General features: G+C 61.7%; 24 protein-coding genes. 23 read left to right on the top strand and 1 reads right to left on the bottom strand.

Annotated elements, in window-relative coordinates; all coding sequences use genetic code 11:
* Positions 1-181: 181 nt before the first annotated feature.
* The gene (locus tag RB548_RS04305) at positions 182-574 is read right to left on the bottom strand and encodes a helix-turn-helix domain-containing protein (RefSeq protein WP_331373801.1); all 393 of its coding nucleotides are present in this window, start codon (positions 572-574) and stop codon (positions 182-184) included.
* A 119-nt stretch (positions 575-693) separates the two neighbouring features.
* On the opposite strand from RB548_RS04305, the gene RB548_RS04300 reads away from it, so the two are divergent.
* From RB548_RS04300 to RB548_RS04190, 23 genes are all read left to right on the top strand, one after another.
* Positions 694-936, top strand: a complete 243-nt coding sequence (locus RB548_RS04300; protein ID WP_331373800.1) for a YdaS family helix-turn-helix protein — start codon at positions 694-696, stop codon at positions 934-936.
* Positions 933-1,583 (top strand): hypothetical protein, encoded by a 651-nt coding sequence (locus RB548_RS04295; RefSeq protein WP_331373799.1) that lies wholly within the window; start codon positions 933-935, stop codon positions 1,581-1,583. Before RB548_RS04300 ends, RB548_RS04295 begins: the two co-directional genes overlap by 4 nt.
* Entirely contained in the window at positions 1,583-1,876 is a 294-nt protein-coding gene (locus RB548_RS04290) for a hypothetical protein (RefSeq protein ID WP_331373798.1), read from the top strand. Before RB548_RS04295 ends, RB548_RS04290 begins: the two co-directional genes overlap by 1 nt.
* Positions 1,854-1,991 (top strand): hypothetical protein, encoded by a 138-nt coding sequence (locus RB548_RS04285; RefSeq protein ID WP_331373797.1) that lies wholly within the window; start codon positions 1,854-1,856, stop codon positions 1,989-1,991. The genes RB548_RS04290 and RB548_RS04285 overlap by 23 nt, the downstream gene beginning before the upstream one ends.
* Positions 1,988-2,422, top strand: coding sequence for a hypothetical protein (locus RB548_RS04280; RefSeq protein WP_331373796.1), 435 nt, complete (start codon positions 1,988-1,990; stop codon positions 2,420-2,422). Before RB548_RS04285 ends, RB548_RS04280 begins: the two co-directional genes overlap by 4 nt.
* Before the next feature lie 116 nt (positions 2,423-2,538).
* Positions 2,539-2,832, top strand: coding sequence for a DUF2312 domain-containing protein (locus RB548_RS04275; RefSeq protein WP_331374880.1), 294 nt, complete (start codon positions 2,539-2,541; stop codon positions 2,830-2,832).
* Positions 2,833-4,641 carry a DNA cytosine methyltransferase gene (locus RB548_RS04270; RefSeq protein WP_331373795.1) on the top strand — a complete coding sequence of 603 codons (1,809 nt, stop codon included), beginning with the start codon at positions 2,833-2,835 and terminating at the stop codon, positions 4,639-4,641.
* Positions 4,638-5,723 carry a phosphoadenosine phosphosulfate reductase family protein gene (locus RB548_RS04265; protein WP_331373794.1) on the top strand — a complete coding sequence of 362 codons (1,086 nt, stop codon included), beginning with the start codon at positions 4,638-4,640 and terminating at the stop codon, positions 5,721-5,723. The genes RB548_RS04270 and RB548_RS04265 overlap by 4 nt, the downstream gene beginning before the upstream one ends.
* Entirely contained in the window at positions 5,720-6,328 is a 609-nt protein-coding gene (locus tag RB548_RS04260) for a RusA family crossover junction endodeoxyribonuclease (RefSeq protein ID WP_331373793.1), read from the top strand. Before RB548_RS04265 ends, RB548_RS04260 begins: the two co-directional genes overlap by 4 nt.
* Positions 6,325-7,053, top strand: a complete 729-nt coding sequence (locus tag RB548_RS04255) for an NERD domain-containing protein (protein WP_331373792.1) — start codon at positions 6,325-6,327, stop codon at positions 7,051-7,053. Before RB548_RS04260 ends, RB548_RS04255 begins: the two co-directional genes overlap by 4 nt.
* On the top strand, positions 7,050-7,250 hold the full coding sequence (locus RB548_RS04250) for a hypothetical protein (protein ID WP_331373791.1): 201 nt from the start codon (positions 7,050-7,052) through the stop codon (positions 7,248-7,250). The genes RB548_RS04255 and RB548_RS04250 overlap by 4 nt, the downstream gene beginning before the upstream one ends.
* Positions 7,247-7,879, top strand: coding sequence for a YdaU family protein (locus RB548_RS04245; RefSeq protein ID WP_331373790.1), 633 nt, complete (start codon positions 7,247-7,249; stop codon positions 7,877-7,879). The genes RB548_RS04250 and RB548_RS04245 overlap by 4 nt, the downstream gene beginning before the upstream one ends.
* On the top strand, positions 7,879-8,805 hold the full coding sequence (locus RB548_RS04240) for a hypothetical protein (RefSeq protein WP_331373789.1): 927 nt from the start codon (positions 7,879-7,881) through the stop codon (positions 8,803-8,805). Before RB548_RS04245 ends, RB548_RS04240 begins: the two co-directional genes overlap by 1 nt.
* The gene (locus tag RB548_RS04235) at positions 8,805-10,349 is read left to right on the top strand and encodes a hypothetical protein (RefSeq protein WP_331373788.1); all 1,545 of its coding nucleotides are present in this window, start codon (positions 8,805-8,807) and stop codon (positions 10,347-10,349) included. The genes RB548_RS04240 and RB548_RS04235 overlap by 1 nt, the downstream gene beginning before the upstream one ends.
* 31 nt (positions 10,350-10,380) lie before the next feature.
* Positions 10,381-10,806 carry a hypothetical protein gene (locus RB548_RS04230; protein ID WP_331373787.1) on the top strand — a complete coding sequence of 142 codons (426 nt, stop codon included), beginning with the start codon at positions 10,381-10,383 and terminating at the stop codon, positions 10,804-10,806.
* Between the two features lies 1 nt (position 10,807).
* Entirely contained in the window at positions 10,808-13,048 is a 2,241-nt protein-coding gene (locus tag RB548_RS04225) for a portal protein (RefSeq protein WP_331373786.1), read from the top strand.
* Positions 13,049-13,066: 18 nt separating this feature from the next.
* A complete protein-coding gene (locus RB548_RS04220) occupies positions 13,067-14,014 on the top strand; it encodes a hypothetical protein (RefSeq protein WP_331373785.1) in 948 nt (315 codons plus the stop codon).
* Between the two features lie 14 nt (positions 14,015-14,028).
* Positions 14,029-14,262 (top strand): hypothetical protein, encoded by a 234-nt coding sequence (locus RB548_RS04215; protein WP_331373784.1) that lies wholly within the window; start codon positions 14,029-14,031, stop codon positions 14,260-14,262.
* Positions 14,263-14,302: 40 nt separating this feature from the next.
* A complete protein-coding gene (locus tag RB548_RS04210; protein ID WP_331373783.1) occupies positions 14,303-14,635 on the top strand; it encodes a hypothetical protein in 333 nt (110 codons plus the stop codon).
* An 87-nt stretch (positions 14,636-14,722) separates the two neighbouring features.
* Positions 14,723-15,097 (top strand): hypothetical protein, encoded by a 375-nt coding sequence (locus tag RB548_RS04205; RefSeq protein WP_331373782.1) that lies wholly within the window; start codon positions 14,723-14,725, stop codon positions 15,095-15,097.
* Between the two features lie 74 nt (positions 15,098-15,171).
* Positions 15,172-15,456, top strand: coding sequence for a hypothetical protein (locus RB548_RS04200; protein ID WP_331373781.1), 285 nt, complete (start codon positions 15,172-15,174; stop codon positions 15,454-15,456).
* A gap of 364 nt (positions 15,457-15,820) precedes the next feature.
* A complete protein-coding gene (locus RB548_RS04195; protein ID WP_331373780.1) occupies positions 15,821-16,285 on the top strand; it encodes a hypothetical protein in 465 nt (154 codons plus the stop codon).
* Positions 16,282-16,500, top strand: coding sequence for a hypothetical protein (locus tag RB548_RS04190; RefSeq protein ID WP_331373779.1), 219 nt, complete (start codon positions 16,282-16,284; stop codon positions 16,498-16,500). The genes RB548_RS04195 and RB548_RS04190 overlap by 4 nt, the downstream gene beginning before the upstream one ends.
* The last annotated feature ends 50 nt before the right edge of the window (positions 16,501-16,550 follow it).

The following is a 16,550-nucleotide window of genomic DNA, read 5'->3' as shown; positions in this document are numbered from 1 at the left end:
CGCTATACTTTGCGCTTGCTATTGTTGGTAGAATATGCGCGAAGAGGGGTTGTTACGGGACGCGCTGGAGGCATACCCGTTCTCCCCTCATAGCAAGGTCGAAATATCTTGTTTAACGACGCTTTATGGCTTGGGCGGCTGTCGAGCCTGTCCCACTCCGATCTCGCCACTTTCAATCGTGTTATTGATTGTCTGTCGTGCCGGAAGTTTGAGAGCTGCCAGGCTGGTCAGTCAATCGTTCGAGAGCCTCGAGCGCTAGAGCGAGTCGTTCTGGATGAGCGCCTGCTAGATTGCGCACGTTATCGAGCAGGGACAGTAGAGACACCACAGCTTCCCGAGATTGATCTTCCCGACGTTCTTCAATCGGGTTGACCGACAGAAGGTCGGCGGGCGTACACTGCAACAGCTCGGCCAAGGCCTCAAGAATGGCTTGGCTATAGCCCTGCTTGCCGTTTTCCAGTTGTGAGAGTGAGGAGACCGCGTAGCCCAGTGAGCTCGCGATCTGTTCCTGTGTCAGGCGCCGGTATTTGCGCCACTCTTTGATGAAGTGCCGCGGCTTTCCTTCGGGGCTCATTTGGATTTTTGATCTCGTACCCATTGCTACAAAATGACGCCAAGTGGGGTGGTTAAACCATAGCATTTGACTGAAAGTTTTTGTTGACTGAAATTTCGTTTTGACTGAAGTTGAGCGCCATGGAAGCGCTCATCAAATACTTCAAAGCGAATCGTGGTGCCCAAAGCGCCCTGGCTAAACGCCTTGGCAGATGGCCGTCCACTATCAGCCAGTGGAAGCAGGTGCCGGTCGATTACTTGGCCGAGGTCGAGGAATTCACCGGCATTCCCCGTGAACAACTCCTTCCGGCCGCATTCCAGCCCGCGCCATCGCTGTCCGCTTCCCGTGCAAAGCACCATCGCTACGAGGAGTCGACGCAATGAGCTCTACGGCTTCCCTGCAACTTGCTCTTTCTCGTTCTTCTTACCTGACCCTGCCGCAGCCCCTCGATGAGGTCCTTACCCGCCTCACCGAGGGACTGAGCCTTTCCGCATCCCTGCGGATGGCGTGGACGGCCATGATCGCGACCCCTGTCCGTAAACAACATCGCCTGATTGCCCTGTTCACGTCTGCCCAACCCCTTTTGCCTGCCAGCAATTCTCAGGGGCTTCACTTCAACGGTTTGTGTGACGACGACACCCCGCGCTACTACCGTGGCCCGGATCGCCGGCACGTATCCGCAGGGAAAATCCCGCAAGTTCGCGGGAAAAGCTCCGCGCTCATTTTCGACGTCGCGGGGCTCGTCACCTGGCTAAAGGATCGCTACCCGCGCTCGACCATTCATCACGTCGAGGCGGAGACCGGCATACCTGCCGCCAGTGTGGAGAACTGGCTGCACCGGCGGACACTCCCGTCGGTGCAGCACTTTTCAATTCTCGTTCGCACCTATGGCCCCTCGCTGCTCGTCGCCTGTTTCCCCGATCCGCCCGAGTGGGTCGATGAAGCCGCCCGCTTGGAGCGCCGTCGCGAGATCGACGAACAGATTGCCCAGCTCGAACGCGAGCGCATGGCCGTCGGTGGGTCGTCGTGATGCCAGCAGGTGGAAGGGCAACAACAGTCACGGCGCTTGCTCAGGAAGCGGAAGAGCGGGCGGTCAAGCATCTCTTTGACCGCGCCCGGCACATCGATGTCGACCGCAAGCAGGCAATCGAGAGCTTGGAGAGCATGGCCCGCTCGAAAGTCTGGTGGCTGCAAACCCACGGACCGAGGCGGCCGGCGCACGACGTCGCCAAGCAGGAGCACCATCTGGCCGTCCTCGTCCAGACGCTCGACGTGTTGAAGGACAAGGAAAGGGGCACGAATGCAGCCGATGACGCTCGATGAGATCGACCTCGCCGCGCAGCAAGCGATAGAGGCTCCGAAAGGCCCACGGCCCGGCGCATCGCTGACCTTCGGCAAGGGCAAGGGTCAACCCAAGGCGCAACGGACCGATGAATGAGTGCGCCGCAGCCCTCCCCCGTCAGAGTGACCTATCACGCTGTGACCCGCTACGTGCAGCGGATCATCGGCCTGTCGGTGCCGGGCACTTGGCAGACTGAGAAGGCCGGCGCCGAGGCGCACGCCGCCGCCGCCGGAATGACCATCGACGAGGTTCGCGCCCTCATCTGGACACGTGGCGTCGAACTGTCCGTGCGGTGCGGTTTCACCCGCGTCGCCAACCAGCACTTCCTTGCTCAAATCTCGCAGCCCGCCGGCGTCGTGACCACGGTCTGCGCGCCGCACACCCGCGAAAACCAGTCTCGCATGAAGGTCTACACCGAACGCGAGCTCAAGCAGCGCCACAAGCGCATGACCCGACGCCTAAAGCGCCGTCCGGCCGTCACGGACGCGGCGGTGCATGGCGCCATCCACCACCACGAAGACGATTGAGGGACCATAGCATGACGTTGGAAGCCGGACTTGCAGATGGAAAATTCAAGGGAGCGGCGCGCGCCGTGACCAACGAGGCCGCGGGCCGCGCCACCGCGCCGGGATCATCGAGGCAGATCGAAGCCTTCGGCAGGAAAGAGACCGGCGAAGAAACCGTTCACGGCATCGCCCGGAACCAGTTGCGCGCCTTCATCGAGCGAATTGAACGACTCGAGGAGGAGAAGAAGACCCTCGTCGATGACATCAAGGACGTCTACGGCGAGGCTAAGGGCATGGGCTTCGACACGAAGATCCTCCGCAAGGTCATCTCGCTTCGCAAGCAGGACCAGGACGAGCGGATGGAGCAGGAAGCCATCCTCGACACTTACCTGCAGGCGCTCGGCATGGTCCCGGCCGCGGAGGAAGCGTGAATGCTCCACGTGCCGTCAATCAACCGACGCCGCAAGTCGCCGGTGCCGCTGTCGTTCGGCCTGGACAATCGTGTGACCATCGTCCTGTTCGCCGGCTTTGGCGGCAGCTGCGACGGTCTGGAGCAGGCAGGCTTTCACGTCCACGTGGCCTTGAACCACGACAAGGTGGCAGTGGCAGTGCACGAGCGCCGTCACCCCCATACCAAGCACCTTTGCCAAGATGTGTTTGAGGCGGACCCCCGCGAGGTCACTCAAGGCCGCGGCGTTCGCGCCCTGCACGCCTCGCCCGATTGCACGCACTTCTCCGTCGCCAAGGGCGGGAAGCCGGTCAGCAAGCGCCGCCGCTCGCTGGCGTGGGTGGTCTGCCGCTGGGCCGGCACCGTCCGACCGGAAACGATCACCCTTGAGAACGTGCCGGAGATCCAGACGTGGGGCGGGCTCATAGCCAAGCGCGATCCTGCGACCGGCAGGGTGATGAAGCTGGACGGCACCGTTGCTGCCAAGGGGGAACGCGTACCGGTGCAAGAGCAATGGCTGGTACCGGACCCGAAGAAGAGGGGTCGCATCTGGAAAGCCTGGCTCAAGCACATGCATGGCCTCGGCTACAGTTTCGAGGGCAAGGTCCTCGTCTGCGCCGACTACGGCATTCCGACGATTCGGAAACGCTACTTCGGCATCGCCCAGGCGGATGGCCGGCCCATCGTATGGCCGGAACGGACGCATGCGCCCCGGCATCTCGCCAAGCAGCTCGGCTTGAAACCGTGGGTGGGCGCCCACACGATCATTGACTGGTCGCTGCCGGTCAAATCCATCTTCGACCGCAGGAAGCCGCTCGCCGACGCAACGCTTCGCAGGACCGCCAAGGGGGTAATGCGCTACGTGGTGAACGCTGCTCGACCCTTCATCGTGCCAATCACGCACACCGGTGCCGATCGCGTGCATTCGCTCGATGAGCCGTTGCGCACGCTCACTACCGCGCACCGCGGCGAGTTGAGCGTCGTCGCGCCGTCACTGCAAGCCTACTATGGCGGGGAACAGGGCCTCCGGCGTGGTGGCGACCCGCAAGAGCCTCTGCAAACGTTTGTAACCGAACCGCGTCACGCCCTCGTCACTGCGCACCTGCAGCGCGACTTCGGGAACAGCATTGGGGCCAATCTCGACGAACCGGCCCCAACCGTGACGCCTGGCGGAGGCGGGAAGTCCGCGCTGGTCGCTGCATTCATGGCGCAGCACAATTCCGGTGAGCCCGGCCGCCCCGCAGACCTGCCTTTGTCGACGATCGTCAGCAAGGGATCGACGCAGGGCGTGGTGACGGCGTCCATGATGGCCTTGCGCGGCACGAACAGGCACGGCCGCGACATCCAGGAGCCTGTTGCAACGGTAACCGCCGGCGGGTGCCATGCTGGCGTTATGGCAGCGGACCTCGGCGAGGATGCCAACGACAACGCGCACCTGATCCTCGGGTTCCTGCAACACTACTACTCCAACGGCAAGCAGGACGATGATATCGCGGCGCCGCTTGGCGCTCTGACGCAGAAGGCCCGTCATGGTCTCGTCACCGCCACCGTCGGTCGCGAGACATTCGTGATCAACGACATCGGCATGCGCATGCTCGAACCAGAGGAAGGCGCTGCTGCCCACGGTTTCGCGCGCGGATCGTTGCCAGACAAGATCACGATCGATGGTGTCGAGCGGAAGCTCACGAAGACGGAGAAATATCATCTAGTCGGCAACAGCGTGCCGCCTGAGATGATCCGCCTGTTGGCAGCCTGCAACGTTCGCCAAGAGTTTGCGGAGGCGGCAGAGTGACCATCAATATCGTCCGTTTCCCGTTTCCGATTGCAACGACGCCGGATGTCGATCACGCGATTGCCCTTAATGCTGCCGTCGCGATCGGCGTTTCTGGCGGCAAGGATAGCCAGGCTGCGGCTCTCGCCACTTTCGCCAAGCTCGATTCGGCTGGGCACGTCGGACCTCGCGTTTTGATCCATAGCGATCTCGGCGCAGTCGAATGGAAGGATTCGCTACCCACCTGCCAGAAGCTCGCCGATCATCTCGGCGCCGAACTACTCATTGTGCGCCGCAAGGCCGGCGATCTCATGCAGCGTTGGGAGGCCAGGTGGGCATCCAGTAAGCTGCGTTACTCGGAGCTTAGCACGGTGACGCTGGTGCCCTGCTGGTCCACCCCGTCCCTTCGTTTCTGCACGTCCGAACTGAAGACCCAGGTTATCCGTCCCGAGTTGCGGCGACGCTTCAAGGGTTTGCAGATCATCAATGTCACCGGCGTGCGCCGGCAGGAAAGCGCCGCCCGTGCGAAAGGCTCGATTGCCGATCGGGATGGTGACGGTACGATCAACTGGCGTCCGATTTCTGACTGGAGCGAGGCAGACGTCTTCTCCTACATCGCATTCTCCGGCCTCAAACCACATGTCGCCTATGCCGAGTTCGGCATGAGCCGTGTCTCCTGCCGCTTCTGCATCATGTCGAGCATCGCCGATTTGACCGCAGCCGCGGCACAGGAGGAGGCTCACCCGCTCTATCGCCGCATGGTGGGGCTGGAGATCGATAGCACCTTTGCATTCCAGGGCAGTCGCTGGCTTGGGGATGTGGCGCCACACCTTCTCTCCAAGGAGATGCGCGAGGCACACGCGCAAGCCAAGGCAAGAGCGGAGGAACGAGTAGTCCTGGAAAAGGCGATCACCTCGGACATGCGCTACGTGAAGGGTTGGCCCACACGTATGCTGACAGACGACGAGGCTGATGTCCTCGCGCTCGTACGCCGTAGCGTTTCGAAGCTCGTCGGTATCGAGGCCGACTATCTCACCCGAGGCAGCATACACAGCCGCTATGAGGCTCTCATCGCCGAGCGCGAGAGGAGGGCCGCAGAGTGATCGTCTGGTCGGAACCCAATTATGCCCTCGACTGGCGCGTCGCATGGGTCGGCACCGTCAGGATCGGCTACATCAACCCGCCCTCGCCCGGCGGAAACATGTGGCAGTGGCATACATGGATCGCCTCGGGAGGTTTCTCGGGGCGTGGCTTGGCGTTGGACGAGGATTCGGCGAAGTGGGCTGTTACCGACGCGTGGCAGCGTTTCATGGAAGCCGCAGGGCTTCAACCAGTTCGGCGGGACGATCGCCCGTGGCTGCGCTTCCGCCTGCCGCTGCCGCCGTCCATTTGGGACATGTATACCGGATGGGGTGAGAACCGTCGCAAGTCGAAGGTCTACAAGAGATGGGTTACCGACGCCGGCTGGTTCGTCAAACCTCCCGCGGTGCCGATTACTAAGCCGTTCGACATCGTCATCGCCATGGAGCGGCCGCACGGCCTGATGGACGTCGATAACCGGCTCAAACCGTTCCTCGACTGCCTGCAGCACTACAAGGTCATCAAGAACGATAATCGGTGTGAAAGCGCCGCCATCCGGTGGCAGGCGGACCTCGGGCACGAGTGCATCGCGGAAGTGCGCGAGTGCCTGGAAGGAGTTGCAGCATGACCCGCAGCTCGGACGAACAGGAAATCCGGGACGCTGTTGTCGCCCGACTGCGCGAGCTCATGCCGGCGGCGAGGATCGTGCACGAGCTCAACGTCGCGGGACAGGGAACGAACCGCATCGACGTGGCCGCGATCGACACAGCGGCGATCGTCGGCGCTGAGATCAAGTCCCGCAAGGACGTGCTCAAGCGTCTCGATGAACAGTGGCCGGCGTTCAACCGCTGCTGTCACTACGTCGTCGTCGTCGCTCATGAGAAACATTTCGCCGAATATCGCGATCCGCACTGGCGGGATGATGTTGAGCCCTACATAGACCTCAACCATCCGCTTTTCTTCGGCAAGTGGGGCGCCCGAGATCACGTCTGGCGCTTCCCAAAGCCGGATCAGCCGCCCCGATACGGGCGATGCGTCTGGCACTTCGATCGTCACCGCGATGTGAGGACCCAGCCGCAGGCCTCGGCCATGCTCGAAATGCTGTGGGCCGAGGAGCTCCGCACTGAGTGCTGGGTGCATCGCATCTCGGCCACGCAGCGCTCTACACGCCCCGACATGATCCGAGACATGGTTTGGCACATGACCGGTCGGGAGATCGTTCACGCGGTCTGCCGGCAGCTCCGAGCGCGGTCTTTCGCCGAGGCCGATCCACCCATCTATCCCGATTCCGGAGCCACGCCTCACAGCGCGGCCACGGCACAGCCTTCGTTGCTCCCAGGAGGGACTTCATGACCGGCAATTTTGATTGGAACTCAGACGAAGACATCGTCGTCGAACGGCAAGCCGCGATCGCCGTTTATGAGAACACAACTGGCGACGTTGTCATACGGCAGGAGGGGCGCTACGACGATGAGGATAAGTGCATCTGTGTGCGGCCAGACAACGTCAAGGCGCTCGTCGATGCGCTGTCCAAATGGAGTGCAAGATGAGCGCACGCCCATTCATGCAGCTCTACGTCTCCGACTTCATCGGTGACACCCTCCATCTCTCTACCGAGCAGATCGGCGCCTACATGCTGCTGCTGATGGCGATGTGGAACGCTGGTGGCCGGCTTCCGTCTGACGACGCGAAGTTGGCCCGGGTAGCGCGCGTATCGCTCAAGAAATGGAAGTCCATGGCGGCCGAGTTAATGCCGTTTTTTGACGTCGATGGCGACGACATCGTGCATGGGCGCCTTACCGAGGAACTCCAAAAAAGCGAGAGAAAATCGCAATCGAGAGCCGCCGCCGGGTCGAAGGGAGGAACGGCTAAGTCATTGAAATATAAGAAAGCACTTCTAGCAAATGCTATGCTTATGCCGCAGCATTTTCCAGATACCATATATAATAAAAAAAATACTCATACGTTTCCGTATGCCGAGACAGCGGGCGAGCAGATGGCAGTGAGCCGATCGCCGCAGGTCGCGCCTCCTCCGGATCCGCTTCGACCACCGCAAAGGCTGCTCAATCCACCACCTGACGGCGATCATTCCCGCCTCGTCGCAGCGCTTGGGCGCCGAGCGACTGGGCGAAGCGAGCTTGACAGCCTGATCTCCGCCACGAGGAGACGGAGGCACTGATGGCGGCACGGAAGCAGCCCACGAAGCCTGCGAGCAAGCGTAAGACCGCGAAGAGCGAGGAGGTTTTGTCACCCCTAAAGCCGAAATCGGCGACGAAGGGCGGCAAGGCTACTGCATCGCCGAAGGGTGCAACGAAGGCCAAGAGCAACGCTAAGGCGAGTGCAGCGAAACCGCGCAAACGGGCGCCGCGTCGCAAGGCGATCGACAAGCCCGTCAAGCCCAAGCCGGTGAAGTTCGAGAAGCGGTTCATCGGTATCGCCCGGCTGATGTTCCTGTCGAAGGTCAGCGACAGGGAAATCGCGGAATCGTTCGGCATCGACGTCGAGACGCTGGAATGGTGGAAGGAGGAGCACCCGGAGTTTGGTGCCTCGTTCCGGCCGGACCCGAGGAACTACGGCGGACGGCCGAGCGAGTGGGACGAACGCAACCTCGCGATTGCCAGGACGCTCGCCGAGCTGGGCGCGACGGATCTGGAAATCAGCCAGGCGTTCGAGGTGAGCATCCGCACCATCCACCGCTGGAAGCTGCAGTATCCCGAGTTCCGCGAGGCGCTGGAGATGGGCAAGGACGCGGCGGACAGGAAGGTCGAGGACAGCCTGTTCAAACGCGCGACCGGCTATTCGTTCGATTCGGAGAAGATCGTCGTCATCGAGGGCGAGGCGCAGCGCGTCGAGATCATCGAGCACGTACCGCCAGACGTGAAGGCCGGCATGTGGTGGCTGCAGAACCGCCGGCCGGGCACGTGGCGCGACGTGAAGCACATCAAGCATGACGTCGAAGAGGAAGGCGCGCTCGGAAGTTGGCTGCGCGAGCTGTCGAAAGGAAGCAGCAACACCATCCAGCCCGTCGATGACGATCCGGAGGCGGGCGTAATCGGTCTAGGCGGTGGGACCGTGCCTATCATCGACGAAGAGGAAGGCGGCTGATGTACGAGCATCTGGCCGGGCTGACCGTCGAGGAACTGAAGGCAAAATGCGCCGACGTGTTGTGGCGCATCGAGAACCTCTACTACATCCTCGACAAGAACGGCGGCACGGTGCTCTTCAAGCCGAACGAGGCGCAGCGAAAGCTCCTCAGCCGGATGTGGCACCGGAACATCGTTCCAAAGGCGCGCCAGCGCGGTTTCTCCACCCTAATTCAGATCATCATCCTCGATGCATGCCTCTGGAACGACAACCAGAAGGCCGCGATCATTGCGCAGGATCAGGACACAGCGTCCAAGATCATGCGCAACAAGATCGAGTTTGCCTATGATCGCCTGCCGCCCTGGTTGCGCCAGCAGGTGCCGATCGTCACCGACAACGTGAAGGAAAAGATATTCGCCAACGGCTCGTCGATACAGGTTTCGACCTCGGCGCGCGGCGACACGCTGAATTGGCTGCACATCTCCGAGTTCGGCATCATCTGCTTCGAAAGCCCGTTGAAGGCGGAGAAGATTGTCACCGGCGCGCTGGCAGCCGCAGCGCAGGGCAAGATCTTCATCGAATCGACCGCCAAGGGTCGCGACGGCGCCTACTACACGATGGTCATGGAGGCGCTTGCGCTGGCCGAGGCTGGCAAGAGGCTGAACCGCCTGCAGTATCGCCTGCACTTTGCAAGCTGGTGGGACGCCGACGAATACGAGATGGATCCGGAAGGCGTCATCATCGATGCCAAGGATGCCAAGTATTTCGATGAGCTCGAGCGGGAGATAGGCCGGCCGATATCCGACGCAAAGCGCGCCTGGTACGTAACGACCCGCAAAAGCGATTACGCCGACGAGCACGAGAAGATGTGGCAGGAATACCCTTCCACCGTCCGCGAGGCGTTCAAGGTCTCCGTCGAGGGCGTCATTCTCGCCAAGCAGATGTCGATCGCGCGTTCGCAGAACCGCATCACCCGCGTGCCCTACCGCCCGGAGATCCCGGTCAATACTTTTTGGGATCTCGGTGTCGACGACGATATCGCCATCTGGTTCCACCAGGCGGTGGGCCTCGTCGATCACTTCATCGACTATTTCGAGTGCTCCAGCGAGCCCTACTCCTTCATCATGGCTGAGTTCCAGCGGCGCGGCTACGTCTACGGCCACCACTTCCTGCCGCATGACGGGGACCAGCGCCGGCCCGGCGCTCTCGTGATCGAGACGCCAAAGGAGATGCTGGAAGGGCTCGGCCTCAAGAACGTCCACATCGTACCGCGAACGACGGACCTAATGGCCGTCGGCATTCCGGCGCTGAAAGAGGATTTCGGCAACTACGTCTTCGACGAAGAGAAGTGTGCCCAGGGCATCCTGCACCTCGATAACTACCGCAAGAGCTGGAACGACAACATGGGCGTCTGGTCCGACAAGCCGCACAAGAACGGCCACCAGCACGCCGCCGACGCGATTCGGCAGAAGGCGCAATACCGCGACGAAGTCCGTCGTCTCGTCTCTGTCGGTGGAATGGCGACGCGCGCCGTGCGTCGCAACCGCTCCGGCATGGCCGCCTGACCCTTTCCCTTCCCTCAACATGGAGAATTTCATGAAGCCCGCACTGGACCTCACGAAGCGCATATGGACTTTTCGGCGAAGCGGAGTTACCGCTATTGGCACCTGGATACGGATCGAAGATCGCTTTCGTCCGTGTATGGTTCTTATTCCGGCGGACAGGGAATACGACGACAGGCTGATCCCATGCGTGATCACGGTAGATCGCGCGTGGATTTGGTCAGAGGAAGTCGGAGACCCCGCACAAGCCGCCCGCACAGCCTTCCAATTCGCACACGCGCTCGGCTTCAATGCGTTCCACGGTCCCACCGTTGCGCGCATCGCCATGTTTATCGCGGACCACCTCGGCGACCTCCTGTCAATTCCACCCTACGACCACGGCGACGACGAAACCGTCGCTGAAATCACCATGACCGACCCGAACACCGGCAAGGTCACAGAGGCAGTGCTGAAGGAATAGGATGTTCGATCTTGCGGCAACAGACGGTAGCGTTCGGCGCAAGCGCTACCAGTCCCCCATTCCGGACCTTCCGGCTCCGACGCGGCCCATTCGCGGGAACGCCCTCGACAGCAACAAGATGCAGGCGCTGCACCATCGTCTTCTGGGCCTGTACACGGGGGAACTCGACCGGCAGGCCGAAAATCGCCGCGACATGGCGATCGACGAGGACTTCTACGACAGCATCCAGTGGTCCGAGGACGATAAGCAGACGCTGGAAGATCGCGGCCAGGTGCCGCTGGTGTTCAACGTCACAGCAACGACCATAGATTGGGTGATCGGTACCGAGAAGCGCAGCCGCACAGACTACAAGATTTTGCCCCGGCGCGCGGAAGACGCGAAGCCGGCGGAGCGCAAGAGCGAGCTGCTCAAATACCTGTCCGACGTGAACCGGACCCCCTTCCGCATCAGTGAGGCTTTCGAGGATTCGGCAAAAGTCGGCGTCGGCTGGCTTGAGGACGGTTACCAGGGCGATGACGAAGGCGAGCCGCTGTTCACGCGCCGGGAGAACTGGCGCAACATGCTGTGGGACAGCACGGCGATTGAGAAAGACCTTTCCGACGGCCGGTACATCTACCGCTCCAAGTGGCTCGACATCGACGTGGCACTCGCCATGTTCCCGAAGCGCAAGGCCCTGCTCGCACGCAGTGTCGACGATGCAAACAACTTCGGAACGATTGACGCCTACGGCGACGAGGCCATGGACACGCCGGAGATCGAGAACACCGGGCAAGGCACGACCACCTCATCCTTCACCAATGACCGTGTTGACGGCTACCAGCGCCAGCGGGTCCGTGTGATCGAGGCATGGTTCCGCATCCCGGAGAAGACGGCGAGGATCGCCGGCGGCACCTTCGCGGGCGAAATCTTTGACCCGTATTCATCCGGCCACGTCGATGCTGTCGAGCAGGGCGACGGCGAAGTCATCGAGAAGGTGAGCATGCGCATGTACGTCGCGCTGTTCACCACGGCCGGCATGCTCTGGCTGTCCCCCTCACCCTACCGCCACAATCGCTTCCCCTTCACGCCGATCTGGAACAAGCGTCGTGGTCGCGACGGCATGCCCTACGGCATGGTGCGCAACATTCGCGATATCCAGAGCGACATCAACAAGCGTGCGTCGAAGGCGCTGCACATCCTCTCCACCAACAAGGTGATCATGGACGAGGGCGCCGTCGAGGACGTCAACGGGCTGCTCGACGAGGTCGCCCGTCCCGATTCCCTGATCGTGAAGAAGCAAGGCAAAGAACTTCAGATCAATGCCGATCGCGAGCTGGGCCAGTGGCACCTCGAGCTCATGTCGCGCAACATCAGCATGCTCCAGCAGGTTGGCGGCGTCACGGACGAGAACCTTGGCCGCACCACCAACGCCGTGTCAGGCCGGGCGATCATCGCGCGACAGGAGCAGGGATCGCTCGCCACGGCCGGTTTGTTCGACAACCTCCGCTTCGCCATGCAGGTGCGCGGCGAAAAGGAGCTCGCGAACGTCGAGCAGTTCATGTCCGAAGAGAAGAAATTCCGCATCACGAACAAGCGCGGCAGCCCGGAGTTTGTCACGGTCAACGACGGACTGCCGGAGAACGACATCGTTCGCACCAAGGCGGATTTCGTCATCGACGAGGAAGATTGGCGCGCCACCGTCCGCCAGGCACAGGTCGAATCCCTGATGGAGTTGCTCGGCAAGCTGGCGCCGGTCAATCCGCAGATCGCTGTCGTCATGCTCGACCTGATCATCGAGAGCATGGACATCCCGAACCGCGACGAGCTCGTGAAGCGCATCCGCAAGGTTACGGGCATGACGGACCCGGATCAGGAAGAAGGCGGGCCGGAGGAACAGGCGAAGGCGCAGGCCGAGGCCATGCAGCAGCAAATGACGATGCGCGCCGCCACTGCTGACATTGCGAAGAAAGAGGCCGACGCCGCCAAGACCATCGCGCAGGCGAAGGAGATTGAGGCCAAGGTCGCGTCCATCAACGTCTCCGCACAGAAAACCGCGCTCGATGCGGCAGGCGCTGCCATTGCCATTCCGAGCCTCGCCGACATTGCCGACGTGGTGCTCCACGAGGCCGGTTTCGTGTCGCGCACGGAGACCGAGCAGAACATGCGAGCCGCAGCCGAACAGGCCGCAGCCGCCCAGCAGGCACAGCAGCAGCAACAGCAACCCGCGCCGCCGCAGCAGCAGGGCGCGATTGGACTTGGCTAAGAGAGGAAAGGAAGCACGATGCCTCCCAAATTCAGTGATGCGGATCTTGACGGACTGACCGAAGAAGAGCGCGACGGTTTGCTCGACGAGACAGTCGTCGACCAAGGACTCGAGTCAGCCGGCGGCGATGAGGCCGGTGACGATGTGGAGAGTGATGCTGGCGAAGGCGCTGTCGATGATGGCGCCGACGACAATGCCGATGACAAGGCGGGCGCCGATTCCGACGACAAGGCCGCGGGAGACGACACAGCTGTCGGCGACACGGGCGATACGGGTGCCGATGCAGGTGAAGCTGGCGCCGACGATGACGTCGCAGCCGGTGAAGACGAGGAGGAAGAAAAGCCCGCCTCGTGGATATTGCCTGCCGACATCAACGACAAGATCAAGACGCTCGATGAAGAGCGAGACCGCATTGTCGCATCGTTCGACGACGGCGACCTCACCGCCAAGGAAATGCGCGAGAAGATGCGCCCGATCGAGCAGCAGCTCGACGAGCTCAAAGACCTGCGCACCACGGCGACGGTGACGAAGAACATCGCCATCGAGACATACAAGACACAGACGGTGCCCGCCTTCTTCAAGGACCACCCGCAGTACAAGCCGGGCACTGTGCTCCACTCCATGCTCGATACCGAGCTGCGCAAGCTGCAATCGGCATCCAAGGACCCGTTGAACCCGAAGCACCTGCAGAAGGCGCATGCCGTCCTGGACGAGCAGCTGCGCGCGGCCCTCGGCCAACCGGTGCAGAAGAAGGCCGACAACCCGGCCGGTAAGGACACGGGCAAGCCCCCGAAGCGGGAAGTGCCGCCGACCTTGGCGAACGTCCCGGCAGCCGACATCAGCGACACCGACGACGGTGGCGAGTTCGCATATCTCGATCGGCTGGCGAACAAGGACATCGAGGCTTACGAGCGGGAGCTTGGCAGGCTCTCCGACGAGAAGCGCGACCGCTATCTGGCGCAGTAGAGGGCAAGGACCGGATGCTTCGACTGACTGTGAAAGTAGGGCAATCCGTCGTTATCGCCGGCGTGGGAACGATCCACGTCGGCGAGAAGTCCGGCCGATGCGTGAACCTCGGCTTTGACGTCGAGCAGGGCCCGATCACGATCGCATCGCCGGATGCGGGTGTTCCTGCAGCGTCGCGCCCAGCGCCATCCGATGCGAGGGCGAACGCCGAAAGCCTGTTCAAACCGAAGCCCGGGCCGCGGCGCTAAATCCTAAAATTTTGATTTTTAACCAGCGGAGAAAACGCCAATGACAGCAGTTGATGTGAAGATGCGGGCCAAGGTCTACGTAGGTACCTGCATCCCGTACCGGAACCCGGAAACGGGTGAAACGATCAACGAGACCCTTCGGTTCTACGGCGTCGCCAAGAGCGGCGGCTATCCGGCAGACGGAAGCGATGAGAACAACACGTTCTCGAAATTCTCGCCTTCCGTTGATTTCAGCATTGTCGTCGCCAATCCGGCCCTCTTCGGCCAGTTCAATACAGGCGACACCTTCTACGTCGATTTCACGCCGGTCGAAGCGCGCACCGATCCGACGCCTTCGGTGCCGCCGAAGATCCCACCGCGCGTCGTCGCTTAACGGAACACGCAACGAGAGATCGGCCCCAAGGGCCGGTCTCACCCACAACAGAAAGGAAAGAGCATGCGCATCACCCGAAGTCTGATTATGAGCGGCCTGGCGTTGTTCGCCTGTGCCTCCCTATCCGTCGCACTGTTCGTGGCGCCCGTCGTCGTCGCGCCCGTCCCCATCGCTCTCGCCGTCGCCTGTGTGTGCCTGGTGCATCTCATGGTCACCGCGCCTTCCCTGCGGTTCAAGCCGGTTCTGCGCTTCGACGAGATCCAGAAGCATCTACGCCTGTTCCGCCTCATGTGGGAGCGCGGCACGCCAGGTGTCCCAGGTGGTGGCTACTCCGCCAAGCTGGCAATAGGTCTCCGACCCCGGCTGTTCGAGCGAGAGCGCGAGTACGGCAAGGCCTTCCTGTTCACGATCCTTGGCCTGCGCGTCCACTACAGCCGAAGTTACGGCGGCATATTCGCCTGAGTTGCACGTCGAAGCTTGGTGCGGGGGAGACTAGCCCCCCGCACCATCACACGAATTTCACGAAAGGGAAGCGTATGAGCGCTGAAGGTTATTACGCCGTTGAGAAGCGAACGCTTGCGCAGCGGCTTTGGAAGAAACTCGGATTCGGCGAGCGGCATCTCGGGCCGCCCGACGATGCGGAGGATATGGCGCCTGGCTGGATGGCTACCCATGTGACGACCGAGCTCGATTGGCGCGATCGCTTCCGCGTCCTCGTCAGCGGTCGAGTGCGGGTCCGCTCCTACACGCAGACTGATGTGATTGTGAAGCGAGCACGCAGCTATTCGGTGTTCTCGGTGCTGGCTCCGGGAGGGGAGTGAGATGGAGGTGGCTATGAATAACGGCCGCGACAACCTCTCGGAGGACGAGCCAGCGCCTACGGAACCGGAACGCAAGGCACCACCGCCCCGGGCTTGGCCCGTACCTCACCCGCGCAGCGTTAGAAAATGAACGTGTTTGACGCATCAGCGTGGACAGGCCGGCGCCCAGGGCTGCGAACGCTTCCAACGTTTCGTTTCCGGACGCCATGGTTCGCGATGTGCATTGGCGTCGATCTTTACAGCGACAGATACGGATTGCGGATCGCCGGCGGTCGTATCGCTGACCCGCCGGAGTTCACGTCGCAGTATCGCTGGCATGCGTTCTGGACGTGGATAGATCGTCGCCGGTCTTGGGAGAGGTGATATGAAGCTGAACGTCTCGAAAGAGTGGTTTGAAGAGAAGGCGGCTCGCGAAGGCGACAACGAGATCGGAGCGGGGTTGATGCGACCGCGCTTCGCCGACCAGACAATCCTCTATGACCCCGCCGAGGGGAGCGAGAAGGGGAATTGCACAGAGGCCTCGGTCGCCAGCATTCTCGGCCTCAAGCTCGAAGATGTTCCGGACTTACGTGCCAGTGGCATCGATCAGTTCTGGCCGAGTTTCTATCGCTTCTTCCGTGAGCGCGGTTACGAGGCATTGCACATGCCTGGCGAATGGTGCCCCGATGTGCTTTATCTTGCCGCAGGCAAATCGCCCCGAGACGCGTTGCACATGGTCCTGATGAAGGGTGGTGAGCTCGTCCATGACCCGCACCCATCCAAGGCGGGGATCGAGAAGCAGGAGCATGTCTGGCTTGTGGTGCCGATCGATCCAGGCGCGAGGGCGTGACCATGTTCTTTCGTTACAACAGCTTCTCCGAGTTCAATTTCGCCTTCGTCGGGCATGTCGACGACTATGGCAGCGACATCACCGTGACGCTGTTGGACGGGCGGAGGTGCACGGTCCACTACGGTCGCAAGGACGAATTCTACAAGGCGTTCGGCCGCTACAAGGAGCAATGCCAGTTGGTGGCGCTCCCGCCGTCGCCACTTGTAGGCGATTGACAGGACGAATGGCGCAACTATGGTGGCGTCAATCTTGAATTACCCAGCGA

This window comes from Sinorhizobium chiapasense (genome assembly GCF_036488675.1).
GTDB classification, from domain to species: domain Bacteria; phylum Pseudomonadota; class Alphaproteobacteria; order Rhizobiales; family Rhizobiaceae; genus Sinorhizobium; species Sinorhizobium chiapasense.
Note: the sequence above shows the minus strand (reverse complement) of the source record. Positions and strands in the feature narration are given on the sequence as shown.